The sequence below is a fragment of the Methylorubrum aminovorans genome (assembly GCF_022179725.1).
Lineage (GTDB): Bacteria > Pseudomonadota > Alphaproteobacteria > Rhizobiales > Beijerinckiaceae > Methylobacterium > Methylobacterium aminovorans.
Map to the genome: position 1 here is coordinate 105,357 of NZ_BPRC01000016.1, position 12,566 is coordinate 117,922.

The window sequence follows — 12,566 nt, forward strand, 5'->3', positions numbered from 1 at the left end:
AACGAGGCTTCCGCCGCGTCGCTCAGGCGGTGCAGCGTGCGCGCTTCTGCTCCCGCTCGACGCTCTGGCGCACGCCGGCGCCCGCCCCCGGAAACTTCCGTTCGACCTCGGCCAGCGTGGCGCAGGCCTGCGCCTTGGCGCCCAGGGCGTGCAGTGAGGCACCGAGCTTCAGCATCGCCTCGGGGGCGACGGGCGAGTTCGCGTAATCGGTCGAGACCTTCAGGAATTGCTCGGCGGCCTCGCGTGAGCGGTTGCGCTGGAGATAGCTCTCGCCGAGCCAGTAGGTCGCCTTCGGCACCAGCCGGTCGCGCGGATGCGACTGGATGAACTGCCGCAGGCTCATCTCGGCCTGCTCGTACTGGCGCTCGCGGATTAGGGCATAGGCCGCCTCGAAATCGGCCTGCGCGTCGCCGCTGCCGGTGGCGGCGATGCTCGCACTGGCGCCGGGCGCGTCGACCGGTCCGATCGAGCCGGTGCGCGCGGGCGGAGGAGAGAGATCGACCGGCCCGCCGAAGCCGGGCGGCGGCAGATCCATGTCGTCGGCTGCCCCAGCATCCGCCTCCGCCACCGTCGGAGGAACGGCGCGGCGCAGGGGCGTCTCGGCCTCGGCGATGGCGCCGGTCGGCAGCGGCAGCGAGGGCTGTGTCGTCCCGAGCGGCTTCGGCGCACCCGGCGCGCTCGGGTTCTGCTCAGGGTCGAAGGCGTCGCTGCGCTTGCCCGGCCGCGCTTCGCCGGGATTGGTTCCGTAGGGGGCGGCCGAGGGCGGCGAGGCGGCGGGAGCCGGTGCCTTGCGGGCCGGGGCGGCGGTGCTCCCCTTCCCTTCCTGGAAGCGGAATTCGACATCCTCCTGGAACTTCCGAAGCTGTTCCTTGAGCTGCCGATTCTCGTACTGAAGCGTTTCGATCTGTCCCGAGAGTTGACGGGAGACGTTCTCCAGACGGTTGAGGCGTACCACGAGTTCGGAGGCGTCCTGCGCCTGCGCGGCGCAAAGGGCGGCCGAAGAAATTGAGAGGCCGAGTCCGAGAGTCAGGAGGGGGCGGCGGAACATGGCGGCTGGCACCGATCGGTCTTCTGGCTCGCGGCCATCGTGGTGCGACCCTCGAAAATCCCGTCTCCGGGCGTTCGGCGAGGCACGCTCACCCGTTAGCAGAAGGCCCGGTCGGCCGCAAAACCGGGCCTGGCCCCGTGTCAGGACCCGGCGCCGCCGTCGAGGACGCTGACGGAGCGGCGGTTCTGCGACCAGCAGGAGATGTCGTTGCACACCGCCACCGGACGCTCCTTGCCGTAGGAGACGGTCCGCATCCGCGAGGCCGAGATGCCGCGGGAAGCGAGGTAATCCTGAACCGTCTGCGCGCGGCGTGCGCCCAGCGAGTAATTGTACTCGCGCGTGCCGCGCTCGTCGGCATGACCCTCGATGAGGAAGCTGTAGCGGGGATAGCGCTGGAGCCACGACGCCTGCTTGTCGAGGGTGGCGGTGGCGGTCGGCGTCAGATCCGTCGAGTCCGATTCGAAGAACACCCGGTCACCGACATTCACGACGAAGTCCTGAGCGCTGCCGGGGCGCGCCACGCCACCCGCACCGCCTGCGCCGAAGCCGGAGGCGTCGGCGAGATCGCTGTCCTTGCTGCAGGCGCCGAGCCCGAGCGCGGCGCAGAGCGCCAGCGTCAGGGAAAGCCCACGAAAGCGCGCGGGTGTCGACATCGTCTGTCTCCTCACGGCCGAGCCGTGCCGGTTGTCTTATCCGGTGCTGTCTCGATCGCCTGACGATCGGGACCGGCCCCGAGTTGCTGCTGGGATGAGACCTCGATCACCGCACGCGGATTAGCGCCGGCTGTGAGCCTTCTCGTTCCAGATGGTGTAGTCGCCGATGGTTAAGTGACTCTCACGGATGCGTTCGTGCCGCTGTCTGCCCGCGAGACGGGGAGAGCCGTGACGGGTTCAAGCTCGACCGCACCGCGATGCCAGTGTTCAGCCGAGAAATGGGGCGCGCCGTGGGCGCGGGGCTCAGGATCGTTGCATTACCCGACGATGTTGCGACGCAGCAACAGTCGGTGGCTCAAGCAGCGCGCAGGATTGCGATCGCCTTCCGCGCGTGGCGAGCGGCGTGAACCGCGGTCCCGAGAGGCGTCGTAATCTCGGCGCCGCTGAGGCAGGCCTGCTCCAAGGCGGCACAGGCCTCCGACAAGTCGTGGAAGGAAAGGCCGCCACTCGAGGATACGAGGTTGTGCGCGTCCTGAGCCAGCCGCGACGGTTCGTTGGCCGGCGGATCGAGGCGCGCCGCAATTTCCCGATCGAGCACTTCGAGCAGTTCCATCAGGCGGGAACGGCCGAACAGTGCCTCCAGCTCGGACAGGGTATCAGCGTCGAAGACGGCTGCCCGGGCGGGATCGGGTTGCGGCGCGGCGGGCGGGATCATTCCATTGCTCAGCTTTGCGAAAGATTGCTATGCGGCCGTCGAGTTAACGAAGCATTAACTGTTCAACCCCGTGATGAAGTCCATCCCGAAATTGGATAGGGGCCATGTCGTCAGTCACGACCGTGCTCATCGTCGAGGACAATTACCTGTTGTTGGAGATGCTGACGCGGCTTTGCGAGCGGGAAGGCATGCGCGTGCTGGCCGCCTCCAGCGGCGAGGCCGCGCTGACGGCTTTGCGGGACGGGGGCGAATCGATCGACTGGCTGTTCACCGACATCGGTCTGCCGGGCCTCGTCGACGGCTGGGCGGTCGCGAGCGCTTATCGTGAGCGTCATCCGCAGCGGCCGATCGTGTATACCTCCTCGGCGGCGCAGATCGAGGGCCGGACGGTTCGCGGCAGCCTCTATCTCCGCAAACCGTTCGAAACGCGGGCGATTGTGGAACTCGCCAGTATCATGGCCGCACGTCCCGACGAGGGTCGGAGCGGCATCGACAGCTGACGGCCGGGCTCTGCGGCGTGTTACGCCGCCGCGGCGAACAGCGCGCGGATGTCCGGCTCCGTCTCCCATGTGTCGAGGCGCACACACGTCAGATCCTCCGGCCGGTGCCGGGCGTAGAGAGCGAAGCTCTCGGCGACGAAGTCGGGCAGATCGAGCAGACGCGGCGCGGCACGGCGACCGTCACCCTTGAACAGGGTCGAGCCCGGCACGCCGTAGCGCTCGGCAATTCCGGGCAGAACCGGCCAGACCGGCTCGGCCGCGAGCGTGTCGGGGGCGTAGGCGGCAATCGGGAGATCGAGCGGGTCGCAGCCCGCCTCGCGTGCGAGGCGCCGGCTGAGGTCGCCGAGCACGTGAAGCCGGGGATGGTTGATGACGTGCATGAACACGCCGTCACGGCTCCACCGAGCAAATTCCCGATCGAGGCCGAACCCGACATCGCGCGCCGTACGCAGCAGGTAGTCCGCGCTCGACGGCCACAGATCGAAGTAGCCCAGACGATCGAAGACGGTGCTGTTGTAGAGCCGCAGGGTCGCCTCGACGGACAGGCCCCGACGGAAGCCCTGGAGCGCGATCGCCGAGTGATACGGCCCGATCGGCGAGGCGACGAGCCGCGACAGCCGCAGGCTCGCCTCGTCCCCGACGTGAACGAGATCGGGATGGAAGCCGGAGAACAGGATCGTCGGGAACAGCCGCAGGCCGGGTACGCGCTCGGCGAGGTCGTGAACGTTGCCACCGGCAACGAAGCCGACCGGGAAGAACTGCGAGAAGACATGGTCGGCGTCCGCCAGATGGCGCGCGAGCCGGTCGATATGTCCGAAGCGGCGGCCGAGCCCCGCGACCAGAAGCGTCTCCACCGCGGCGCCCGGCAGCAGCAGGCGCAGGACCTGCGCGATCCCGGAGGCTTGGCAATTGCCGATCACCGCGATGCGGGGGCGGCCCGATGAAGGCCGCCACGGTCTCGCCCAGGATCGCGGGGAGAAGGAGCGCAAAGCGGCGGCCTGGACAGCCGGCTTGAAAAGGGCGGGGAGCGGGGCCAAGCGGCGCGCGGCCTCTCGCGGGCGGGCGTGCAGGAGTCGGATCAGGCGATGAACCCTTACCGCGATCTACCGGCCGAGCGGTTCTGGCGCAAGGCGGTGGCGGGTGTGCCGCCCTTCGCCATCGATCCGGGCCCGCGCGACAGCTTCCGCATCGCGCGCACCGACCGGGTCGCGACCGCCGGCTCCTGTTTTGCGCAGCGCGTCTCGCAGGCGCTCGCACGCGGCGGCTTCCGCTACCACGTCACGGAAGCCGCGCCGGAGGGGATGGGAGCGGCCGAAGCGTCGGCGCGCCAGTACGGCACCTTCTCCGCGCGCTACGGCAATCTCTACGGCCCCCGCCAGTTCGTGCAGTTGTTCGACCGGGCCTTCGGCGCCTTCGAGCCGGAATTGAAGGCGTGGCGGCGGGAGGACGGGCGCTTCGTCGATCCGTTCCGCCCGACCATCGAGCCCGATGGGTTCGGTGACGAGGCGGCGGTGATCGAAGCCCGCGACCACCATCTCGCCCAGGTGCGCGCGCTCTTCGAGAGCCTCGACGTGCTGGTCGTGACGCTCGGCCTCACCGAGGGCTGGCGCTGCCGGGCCGATGGCGCGGCGCTCTCGCTCGCGCCGGGTGTCGCCGGCGGGCGGTTCGATCCGGAAGAGGTCGCCTTCGTCAATGCGAGCACTGCGGAGGTGATCGCCGACGTCTCCGGTTTCCTCGACCGCCTCTGGAGCGTGAACGCGGCGGCGCGCGTCATCCTGACGGTCTCGCCGGTGCCGTTGATCGCGACCTATCGCGACCAGCATGTGCTCGTCGCCAACGCCCACTCGAAGGCGGTGCTGCGCGCCGCGGCCGGCGAGGTGTGCGAGCGCGGCGACCCGCGCCTCGCCTACTTCCCCTCCTACGAGATCATCACCAGCCACACCCATGGCGGGCGCTACTACGAGGAGGACCAGCGCGGCATCGCCGAGGCCGGCGTCGCTCACGTGATGCGCAGCTTCATGGCGAGTTTCTCGCCCGGGTCGGTCCAGAGGCGGGAGCCGCCGTCCCGTGTCAGCGAGGCGGAGTTCGCCGGCACGGCGGGCGTCGTCTGCGACGAGGAGACGATCGAGCGCAGCCTCGCCTGACAGAGGCCTGGATACGCCCTCTCGACCGGATCCGGTCCGAGACGGCGCTATTTAAGATGGGCGAAGTAGACGTCGCCGGCGGCCCGCTTCAGTTCGGCGCCGGCATCGCGACCGATCGCGTCCGCCTCCGCGGCCAAGCCTTCACGGTGGACAGCCCAATGGCGGCTGCCATCCGGCAGGAAGAGCAGGCCGTCGAGGGTGATGCGATCGCCCTCCACCTGCGCGAGCGCGGCGATGGGCGTGCGGCAGGAGCCGTCGAGCTCGGCCAGCAGCCCGCGCTCCGCATCGAGCGCCGTTGTGGTGGTGACACAGGCCACCGGCGCCAACAAAGCCCGAATGGCGTCGTCCCCGGACCGGCACTCAATGCCGAGAGCCCCCTGCGCCACGGCCGGCAGCATCTCCTCCACAGGGAGGACGCTGCGGGCGACATCCGTCATTTTAAGCCGCTGGAGGCCGGCGAGCGCCAGCAGCGTGGCGTCGCATTCGCCGGCTTCGAGCTTGCTCATGCGGGTGTTGGCATTGCCGCGCAGGGGCACGATCGTGAGGTCGGGCCGGTGCATCAGCACCTGAGCGCCCCGCCGCAGCGATGACGTCCCGACGCGGGCACCGGACGGCAGGTCGGCCAAGCCGTTGGCCGCGCCCGCGCTGAGGAAGGCGTCACGCGGGTCGTCCCGCTCCAGGATGCAGGCGATCGTCAGCCCGTCGGGCAGCCAGGTCTCCACATCCTTCATGGAGTGGACGGCGACATCGATCGTGTCGGCGAAGAGCGCCTGTTCGAGTTCCTTGGTGAACAATCCCTTGCCGCCGATCTCGGAGAGCGGCCGGTCGAGCACCCGGTCGGCCACCGTCGAGACGACGACGATCTCTGTCTCCAGCCCCGGATTGGCAGCGACGATCCGATCGCGGACCATGCCGGTCTGGGCGAGCGCCATCGGGCTGCCGCGGGTTCCGATTCTTAAGGAGCGCGAGAGAGTCATCCTCGCGCTGTAGCCGAGACAGCGACGCCCGTCACGCGTCGGCACGCCTGCGGGTCTGACGGCGTGTCGAAGAGCCTATCGAAATGCTTGCCGAGGGCACCGCTCCAACGCTTTGTCGGAAAACTTTTCGATGGGGGCTGGACAGGCCGCCCGCCCGTTGCTAATTCGCCGCCACCGCACGGGACTGGTGGCCCGGCGGTCCGGCTTCTTCGAAGAGGCCTGGGGCGCATAGCTCAGTTGGTAGAGCAGCTGACTCTTAATCAGCGGGTCCTAGGTTCGAACCCTAGTGCGCCCACCAATCATTCCAAGCACTTAGCCACAACTTGGAACGCCGTTTCGACACGGCGTCAGCGGCTCATTTCGACAAACCCTCTCGCTTCGTTCTCGCCTCCAGCCGCTTGCGCGCGCCTTCGCGCCGCTGCGCGGCCGTCGTCTGGGCGTAGCGGAGCAGCGCGGCCGTGGTCAGGTGGCCGCTGAGCGCGCGGAGCTGCGCGTCGGTCAGGCCGGCCTCGGCGCCCTCGACGTTGCCGCCGTGGCGCAAGCCCATGAACTTCACCTCCGCGTCGATCCCAGCCGCCTCGCGGATCTCCGCGACCTGATGCCGGAAGTAGTCGGGCTGCCAGGGCAGATGCACCTTGCGCCGGCGGTCGAGCTGATCGCGCGTGACGATCAGCGTGCCGCGACGCGGCAGCGCGTCGAGGCGCGCCGTCATCTCCGGCCAGAGCGACGTGCCGTCCGTGTCGAATAGCGGCACCTCGACCAGCTCTCCGGTCTTGTGATGGAACACGCGCACGATGCCCGGCGCGTCCGCCGGCCGGTAGTGCGTCCAGGCCAGCCGGGTCAGAATGTCCTCCTGTCGCTGAAGCCAGAAGAACGCGATCATCGCCGCCGTGCCGATTGACCCCTCCCCGGCCTTGTCGGCGGCGGCGACGAAGCGGACGAGCTCGGCGTGCGTCACCGGCCGCGTTGCCTTCGCCTTGTACGCGAGGCCCATCTTGGCGAACGGGTTGTCGAGCGGGATCTCGCGCGGCCGATCGCGGCGGGCGACGTTCCATGCCCGCTTGCAGACAGTCATCGCCAGGATGGCGGTGCGCACCCGTGCCGTGCCGTCAGCCTTGGTCTTAAGCCGGTCATAGAGCCGATCGGCGACGCCGGGCTGAATGCTGGCGAGCGCGAGCGAACCGAAGCGCCGCCCGTCCTTCATCTTGTAGTCGGCGACGAGGGCGAGCGCCGCGTCGTAGCTCTTGCGCGTGCGCGTAGGCCGATCCGTGAACTTCGGCGAGGATCGGTAGATGCCAGTCAGCCAATCGAACGTGCCGACCTTCGCTGCCGCGTCGACGATGGGCGCGGTCGAGCGCGTGCGCCACGCGTCGAACTGCGGGTTCAGGATCTCGTCGCAGCGGCGCTTGGCCTCGCCGTAGTCGGCCCCGAGCGATTCGAACGTGAGCGGGCAACCGCCCTTAGTCGCCCAGGTGGGCGGGCCCCAATAGTAGGCGACGGTACCCGCCTTGAGGCGGCGGGCCACCATCAGCTTGGGCCAGCCGACCGGCTTCGTGCGCGGCATCAGATCAGCTCCGCCACATCCTCGGCGACGACTGCCGTCTCGAAGGCGAGTCCGTGCCGGCGGGCGATGTCCGAATCGAGCTTCGCCCGGTGCCACTTCGGCAAGCATCCCTGCTGCCGCCGAGGCCGGCAATAGATGCCGCGCTCGACCTTCGACAGGAACGCCTCAACACTCGGCTCGTCGCAGTAGGCCGCGGCGGTCTCGGCGCGCATTTCGAGCGGCCAAGATCCCGGCGGGTACGACACGGCGCGCACCGTCATGCGCGGCTCCTGATGAGCCGTAGGGCAACGATGATGATGGCAGTGGCCGTGCCGGCGCTGAGCGCCGCGAGGAGGCCGTAGAGCAGGTCGACGGCGGTCATGCTCCGCCTCCGCCGATGTCCGGTTCGAGACCGAGATCGAAGAACCGCGTCACGAGCAGCAGGAGCAGCGAGGCCGGCTCGGCGCGGCGGTAGCGGCGCTGCGCCCAGGCCAGTACGAGACCGGGCGCCCATCGATCACCGGCACCGTGCGAGCCGATGCGGGCGCCATGCTCGACGACGAGGCGCACCGCGTCGTCGGATAGCAGAGCGTCGAGGCGTTCCGCCGGCCATGGCCGGCCGTCGATGTCGACGTAGGCGGCGCGGCCGATCACGGGTCGCCTCCCTGATTGTGGAAGGCGGCCATCACGTAGTGGAAGCCCTCGACCTGCCCGAGGCCTTCGGTCAGGGCCTTCAGCGCAGCCATGCCGCCGGCGACGTAGTCGCGATTTACCTGGGCAGGCGTCGTCGTGATGCCGTGCCCGCCCTCTCGCGCGGCGCTGACAAGCCCCTGTGCCACGTAATGCGGGGCGATCAGCACCGGCTCGCCGTCGACCTCGACCGTGCGACAGTTCGAGCCGAAGTTCTTGAGCATCTTCGCCCGCAGCTCGCGGCGGAGCGGGCGCGGCAGCGCGAGCGCGGCGAGTAGGTCGTCGTGCGCGTGCCAAGGCATATCCGGGGCGGGGCCGGGGCCGCGGAAGAACCGGAACGGCTTGCCGGCGACGATGGCGATATGGACGGGTTTTGCCGCGGCGATCATGCGGCGCCCCTGTCGGCTTCTGCGAACGCAACCGGCTCCAATTCCGCGGCGCGGGCCCGCACCTCGGTGAATACCTCGGGCGTCAGCAGCTGCTCGGCCGCGTTGATGAAGGCCTTGCGGCGGATGTCGCGGCGGTTTGGCCCTAGGCCTGCCGGCGGGTGAACCGCCGCCTGCCGCTCGGAGCGCCGCAGGTCACCGATCCGCTGCTGGAGAGCGGGGCGCTGACGACGCTTCTTCTTCAGCGCCATCTCTGCCCGTTCGCGCCATTCCGGGTTGGGGTCCTGACAATCGCAGGCGAGATCATCCTCAATGCGCAAGATCGCACCGTCGAGGTCGTCGAGGATCGCCTGTCCCTCAGCTGCGGTCGTGATGTCGCCAATGCTGACGGTCTCTCCCGAGGAGAGGAAGACGAGGTTCACGTCGCGAATCGAGCGACCGGCGAAAGGAGCTGCGTTCATGAGCGCGTCTCCGGATGGTAGGTCTGCGCGTGCTTTTCGGGCTCATCGAGCCATTCGCGGATCTCGGCGGGCTCCACGTCGGGGCGCTCGATGCGAGGGAGGCCTGCGAAGGCGGCGAGACGGTCCAGCAGGAGACGACAAGCGATTTCTCCGTCGCCCAGGTCGTCGTCGCTGTCCCACCATTCATCGAGCTCGATGGCGATCAGGCGGGCTTGCAGCCCAAGCTCGCGAGGCGTGGTGGCCGGCAGTGCGATGGCTCGCCGCAGAAGCTCGCGCCAGCGGCGACGGGCGTGGCTCTCGGCCATGTCGCCCATTTTGTGCCGCGCGAGCTTCACCTGGTCCTGATCCGGATTGTGGCTGTTCTCGTCCTCCATGCGGCCCGCCTCGCTGTAGAGGCCCCACAAGGTCTCTGCCCGACAGTTCATGTCAGCGAGCTGGCGCTCGATGAAGCTGATCGACGGGCTGAGGGCGTCGTCGACCGTTGGCTTCGCGGCGGTCGGAAACAGTCTGCCGTCCGCCGGAGCCATCGCGAGCGTCATCTCATCGAGATAGCCTGCCATAGAGTAGTCGGAGCCGAACACCCGGGGCGAAACACCCGAAACGGCAGCCAGCACATGCGCCACAGAGTAGAGGCACCGGCGCACGGCCTTCACGCGCCACTCGCGAATCTCAGCGTCCTCGGCATCCTGGTCGAGGATGTCGCTAAGAAACTGCGAGCCCACCACGAGGTGAGCCAGGGCTCCGGGAAGCGATGAAGCTGTATGGTACGTCGCAGCGTCGCGCAGAAACTCGGCCCGTCTGTCGAGATCGCTCATCTCAAACTCGCGGTCACGCTTCTGCTGTTCGGTGCCGCGATCCCGGCCGACGCTTTGATGGTCGAGAGCGCTGTGACGTGCGACGAGGCGGCCGAGCTGCGCGGCCATCCTGAAGACTGGATCGTCTTGCGGACTGGTCAGGACACGCCCCTGATCGCAGCCCGTGTCGTCAACCGGTAGCTCGACGAGAAGACGATCGGCCGCCTGGTCGAGCCCCGCGTCTGTCGAAACAGATGGCATAGCTTCGCCGTCGTGCCGCAACGCGGCACGTGTGGTATCCTGACTTTCGGTCACGTCGATGTCTCCCATCGCTGTGGCAACTGGAGCCCCGGCTTGCCGGCCAGGGCACTGGGAAAATGACGGCGGGGCGGTGCTTTGGTCGGCTGAGCCCCGCCGTCGGCCTCCGCATGGAGGAATTTGTTCCGTGTCCGTTCCTAGGCCGATAGCGTTACTTAAAAGTGAATCACAGGATCACGGCATTAACGATTAGCCGGGATCGCACGACGGTGCGTTAACGCTGGCGTCGCCGGAAATGGCCGCGGGCCTGTCAATAGCCCGGCACGGTGAAATGTTCTGGAATCCCGCTTGCAGATCCGAGTCGGGCTCGGCGCGCCACTGACGCGGCTACCGCCCCGTCTCGTCGGGCGCCCTGTAGAAGCGCTGGCCGCGAATCCAGAATGACTGCATCAGCCCTTCTTGCTCCAAGCGGCCGACCACCGCTGAGAACTCGACGCTGCTGACCGCCGCACGGACCATAAGCTTGCGGTCGCTCAGCCCCTCCCTGGCCGTTGTCAGGGCCTCAATGATTCGCTCGCACCAAGCGTCGCGCGCATCGCCGAACAGGGCGAGGCGCCTCGGTGGCTGATCCAGCTCGTCATCCACGCCCGGCATGCCGAGCCGGACCCAGAGCTTGCGGGCGGCCCGGGCCCCGTGGATGCGCCGGCATTCGGCGACCATCTGGATGCGGCTGTCGGCGGCAGGGATCTCGGGGTAGGCGTCAAGCGGGCCAACACGGACAGCCTCGGCCTCTTTCGCGCGTCGCTCGCAGTCGATGAAGTAGCGCCGGGCCGCGCGACCCTGGGCGTTGTTCTCGACCATGGACAGCTCCTTCGCCATGTCCATGGTCAGGTGGTATTCGGTGGTTCGCTGCGGGCGGGCGCCACCTCGGCCCGATTTTGAGGTCGCCAGATCCGGCGAGCTCAAAGCGCCGTCGGCGTGAAGGGTACTCACCGAGTGCGTACCCTTTGAGCTTTCCCGATCGGGAAAGCTCAAACCTTCCACGGTCACGAAGTCGGCATTCTCGACGAAGCCGTACTTCGCGATGCGCCCCTGGATCCAGGCGCCGAACACCCGGCCGACCTTCAGAAAGGCATGGAGGTCGCGAGCGTTGACGGTCTGCACCAAAGCGCCGCCGATGACGCCGGGTGCGATGAGGGGAAAAGCTGCGGCGCCCATGGCTCAGGCCTGCCCGTAGCGGTGATGGCCGACGCACCAGAGCGCGGCGAGGGCCAGGATCGGAATGAAGGGGAGAAGGTTTGCGAGCACGGTCCGGCTCCACCGCGAATGGCGATGGAGTGCAGGTTACCCGTTTTCGCATACCCGTCAACCCGAAAACGGGTTAAAACGGTATATAGTCCGTGCTCCCGTATTCCTCGACTATATTATCACTAGATAGCCAGCGGGGGGCATCGCTTTTATGGAAAAAGAAATTCGACCCATCTGGTTTCTTAATACTTACAAGTCCCCAGCTGGTTATTTCAATATCAAGTTTGCCGTACAAGCTATCATCAAAGTCAAATACAACACCACCCTTATCAAAAGATATTGTTGTTACAAGGGGGTGATTGGCCAAAACTGTACCAGCAGCTTCTCTCATTGATTTGATGAGTTTGTATTTATTGATTATTCGATTAATTACATCGACAATTTCATCTCTTTTCTTTAGAAAATCGTCAATTATCCTGCGAACCGCCTCGTCATCAGACGAAATTCCGATTGCGAATTTATACTGCTCAATCCTCTCGATAAGTTCTTTCGGCAAGACATAAGTTACTCGGGCAAACCCTCCCACAACCTGGGTGGGCGTTTGCCGCTTTTCATGTCCTGGCAGATCAATATCAAGCGCCGATACAATTTCCGGCAACACCCTAGATCTGCGCGTCAGCCCGCTTTCGATCCTATCGATTGTTGATTGGGTCGCTCCCACCTTTGCAGCAAGAAACTCCTGACTCCAGCCACGGCGCTCACGGGCTGTGCGGATCATCGGGCCGATATCGTCGCTCATGTGGAGATCATACCCGCATGTGGGTAGCGACGATCACCCTATTGCGGGTAATGCGCAAACGGGTTATGGGTTGGAAATGGGTACGCACCAGACGCATCCGATTATCGCACAGGCCATCAAGCATTTCGGTTCTCAAGATCGAATGGCGAAGGCTGTGGGCTCGTCTCAGTCTACGATTTCGCGAATGCTGTTAGGCGAAATGCCGATACCAGCACAGATAGCCGTCGCCTTAGACCGGGCTAGGGCCTGTCGTCACCTGAGCCAGTCGAGTGTTGCGGCGAGGCAGAGGACACCGGTGAAGCTGACGGCGGTCTTCTCGTAGCGGGTGGCGACGGCGCGCCACTCTTTGA

At 66.8% G+C, this 12,566-nt stretch carries 15 protein-coding genes, 1 tRNA gene and 2 pseudogenes; 4 read left to right on the plus strand and 14 right to left on the minus strand.

What is annotated here, in order from left to right; translation table 11 throughout:
* Positions 1–22: 22 nt before the first annotated feature.
* The 3 genes from ybgF to MFF24_RS19450 form a co-directional block, all read right to left on the minus strand.
* Positions 23–1,048, minus strand: coding sequence for a tol-pal system protein YbgF (gene ybgF, locus MFF24_RS19440; protein ID WP_238226553.1), 1,026 nt, complete (start codon positions 1,046–1,048; stop codon positions 23–25).
* Positions 1,049–1,188: 140 nt separating this feature from the next.
* Complete coding sequence (gene pal, locus MFF24_RS19445; protein ID WP_108942695.1) at positions 1,189–1,701, minus strand: peptidoglycan-associated lipoprotein Pal; 513 nt, start codon at positions 1,699–1,701, stop codon at positions 1,189–1,191.
* A 355-nt stretch (positions 1,702–2,056) separates the two neighbouring features.
* Complete coding sequence (locus tag MFF24_RS19450) at positions 2,057–2,416, minus strand: Hpt domain-containing protein (RefSeq protein WP_238226554.1); 360 nt, start codon at positions 2,414–2,416, stop codon at positions 2,057–2,059.
* Positions 2,417–2,520: 104 nt separating this feature from the next.
* Between MFF24_RS19450 and MFF24_RS19455 the strand changes: the two genes are divergently transcribed.
* The gene (locus MFF24_RS19455) at positions 2,521–2,916 is read left to right on the plus strand and encodes a response regulator (protein WP_238226556.1); all 396 of its coding nucleotides are present in this window, start codon (positions 2,521–2,523) and stop codon (positions 2,914–2,916) included.
* 20 nt (positions 2,917–2,936) lie between these two features.
* Here the strand turns inward: MFF24_RS19455 and MFF24_RS19460 are convergent, their stop codons facing one another.
* Positions 2,937–3,953: a WcbI family polysaccharide biosynthesis putative acetyltransferase gene (locus tag MFF24_RS19460; protein WP_238226558.1), complete on the minus strand. Its 1,017-nt coding sequence runs from the start codon at positions 3,951–3,953 to the stop codon at positions 2,937–2,939.
* Between the two features lie 48 nt (positions 3,954–4,001).
* On the opposite strand from MFF24_RS19460, the gene MFF24_RS19465 reads away from it, so the two are divergent.
* Positions 4,002–5,060, plus strand: coding sequence for a GSCFA domain-containing protein (locus tag MFF24_RS19465; protein ID WP_238226560.1), 1,059 nt, complete (start codon positions 4,002–4,004; stop codon positions 5,058–5,060).
* Positions 5,061–5,107: 47 nt separating this feature from the next.
* Here MFF24_RS19465 and hemC read toward each other — a convergent pair whose 3' ends face one another.
* Positions 5,108–6,037 carry a hydroxymethylbilane synthase gene (hemC, locus tag MFF24_RS19470; RefSeq protein WP_238226563.1) on the minus strand — a complete coding sequence of 310 codons (930 nt, stop codon included), beginning with the start codon at positions 6,035–6,037 and terminating at the stop codon, positions 5,108–5,110.
* 222 nt (positions 6,038–6,259) lie between these two features.
* On the opposite strand from hemC, the gene MFF24_RS19475 reads away from it, so the two are divergent.
* Positions 6,260–6,335, plus strand: a tRNA-Lys gene (locus MFF24_RS19475).
* 57 nt (positions 6,336–6,392) lie between these two features.
* Here the strand turns inward: MFF24_RS19475 and MFF24_RS19480 are convergent.
* From MFF24_RS19480 to MFF24_RS19515, 8 genes are all read right to left on the minus strand, one after another.
* On the minus strand, positions 6,393–7,601 hold the full coding sequence (locus MFF24_RS19480; RefSeq protein ID WP_238226565.1) for a site-specific integrase: 1,209 nt from the start codon (positions 7,599–7,601) through the stop codon (positions 6,393–6,395).
* The gene (locus MFF24_RS19485; protein WP_238226567.1) at positions 7,601–7,861 is read right to left on the minus strand and encodes a hypothetical protein; all 261 of its coding nucleotides are present in this window, start codon (positions 7,859–7,861) and stop codon (positions 7,601–7,603) included. Before MFF24_RS19485 ends, MFF24_RS19480 begins: the two co-directional genes overlap by 1 nt.
* Positions 7,862–7,958: 97 nt before the next feature.
* Positions 7,959–8,234: a hypothetical protein gene (locus MFF24_RS19490; RefSeq protein WP_238226568.1), complete on the minus strand. Its 276-nt coding sequence runs from the start codon at positions 8,232–8,234 to the stop codon at positions 7,959–7,961.
* On the minus strand, positions 8,231–8,659 hold the full coding sequence (locus tag MFF24_RS19495; RefSeq protein ID WP_238226570.1) for a hypothetical protein: 429 nt from the start codon (positions 8,657–8,659) through the stop codon (positions 8,231–8,233). Before MFF24_RS19495 ends, MFF24_RS19490 begins: the two co-directional genes overlap by 4 nt.
* On the minus strand, positions 8,656–9,078 hold the full coding sequence (locus MFF24_RS19500; protein ID WP_238226572.1) for a hypothetical protein: 423 nt from the start codon (positions 9,076–9,078) through the stop codon (positions 8,656–8,658). The genes MFF24_RS19495 and MFF24_RS19500 overlap by 4 nt, the downstream gene beginning before the upstream one ends.
* A gap of 35 nt (positions 9,079–9,113) precedes the next feature.
* On the minus strand, positions 9,114–10,226 hold the full coding sequence (locus tag MFF24_RS19505; protein WP_238226574.1) for a hypothetical protein: 1,113 nt from the start codon (positions 10,224–10,226) through the stop codon (positions 9,114–9,116).
* A 330-nt stretch (positions 10,227–10,556) separates the two neighbouring features.
* Complete coding sequence (locus tag MFF24_RS19510) at positions 10,557–11,387, minus strand: antA/AntB antirepressor family protein (RefSeq protein WP_238226576.1); 831 nt, start codon at positions 11,385–11,387, stop codon at positions 10,557–10,559.
* Between the two features lie 163 nt (positions 11,388–11,550).
* Positions 11,551–12,216, minus strand: a complete 666-nt coding sequence (locus tag MFF24_RS19515; RefSeq protein ID WP_238226578.1) for a helix-turn-helix domain-containing protein — start codon at positions 12,214–12,216, stop codon at positions 11,551–11,553.
* A gap of 76 nt (positions 12,217–12,292) precedes the next feature.
* On the opposite strand from MFF24_RS19515, the pseudogene MFF24_RS29065 reads away from it, so the two are divergent.
* A pseudogene (locus MFF24_RS29065) lies at positions 12,293–12,448 on the plus strand (YdaS family helix-turn-helix protein); the annotation flags it as partial.
* A gap of 20 nt (positions 12,449–12,468) precedes the next feature.
* On the opposite strand, the pseudogene MFF24_RS19520 reads toward MFF24_RS29065, so the two are convergent.
* Positions 12,469–12,566, minus strand: a pseudogene (locus MFF24_RS19520) (IS5 family transposase); the annotation flags it as partial.

Bases quoted from the DNA above. Each gene is read 5' to 3' on its own strand.
- ybgF (WP_238226553.1), bottom strand. From the start codon at position 1,048: ATGTTCCGCCGCCCCCTCCTGACTCTCGGACTCGGCCTCTCAATTTCT.
- pal (WP_108942695.1), bottom strand. From the start codon at position 1,701: ATGTCGACACCCGCGCGCTTTCGTGGGCTTTCCCTGACGCTGGCGCTC.
- MFF24_RS19450 (WP_238226554.1), bottom strand. From the start codon at position 2,416: ATGATCCCGCCCGCCGCGCCGCAACCCGATCCCGCCCGGGCAGCCGTC.
- MFF24_RS19455 (WP_238226556.1), top strand. From the start codon at position 2,521: ATGTCGTCAGTCACGACCGTGCTCATCGTCGAGGACAATTACCTGTTG.
- MFF24_RS19465 (WP_238226560.1), top strand. From the start codon at position 4,002: ATGAACCCTTACCGCGATCTACCGGCCGAGCGGTTCTGGCGCAAGGCG.
- hemC (WP_238226563.1), bottom strand. From the start codon at position 6,037: ATGACTCTCTCGCGCTCCTTAAGAATCGGAACCCGCGGCAGCCCGATG.
- MFF24_RS19480 (WP_238226565.1), bottom strand. From the start codon at position 7,601: ATGCCGCGCACGAAGCCGGTCGGCTGGCCCAAGCTGATGGTGGCCCGC.
- MFF24_RS19485 (WP_238226567.1), bottom strand. From the start codon at position 7,861: ATGACGGTGCGCGCCGTGTCGTACCCGCCGGGATCTTGGCCGCTCGAA.
- MFF24_RS19495 (WP_238226570.1), bottom strand. From the start codon at position 8,659: ATGATCGCCGCGGCAAAACCCGTCCATATCGCCATCGTCGCCGGCAAG.
- MFF24_RS19510 (WP_238226576.1), bottom strand. From the start codon at position 11,387: ATGGGCGCCGCAGCTTTTCCCCTCATCGCACCCGGCGTCATCGGCGGC.
- MFF24_RS19515 (WP_238226578.1), bottom strand. From the start codon at position 12,216: ATGAGCGACGATATCGGCCCGATGATCCGCACAGCCCGTGAGCGCCGT.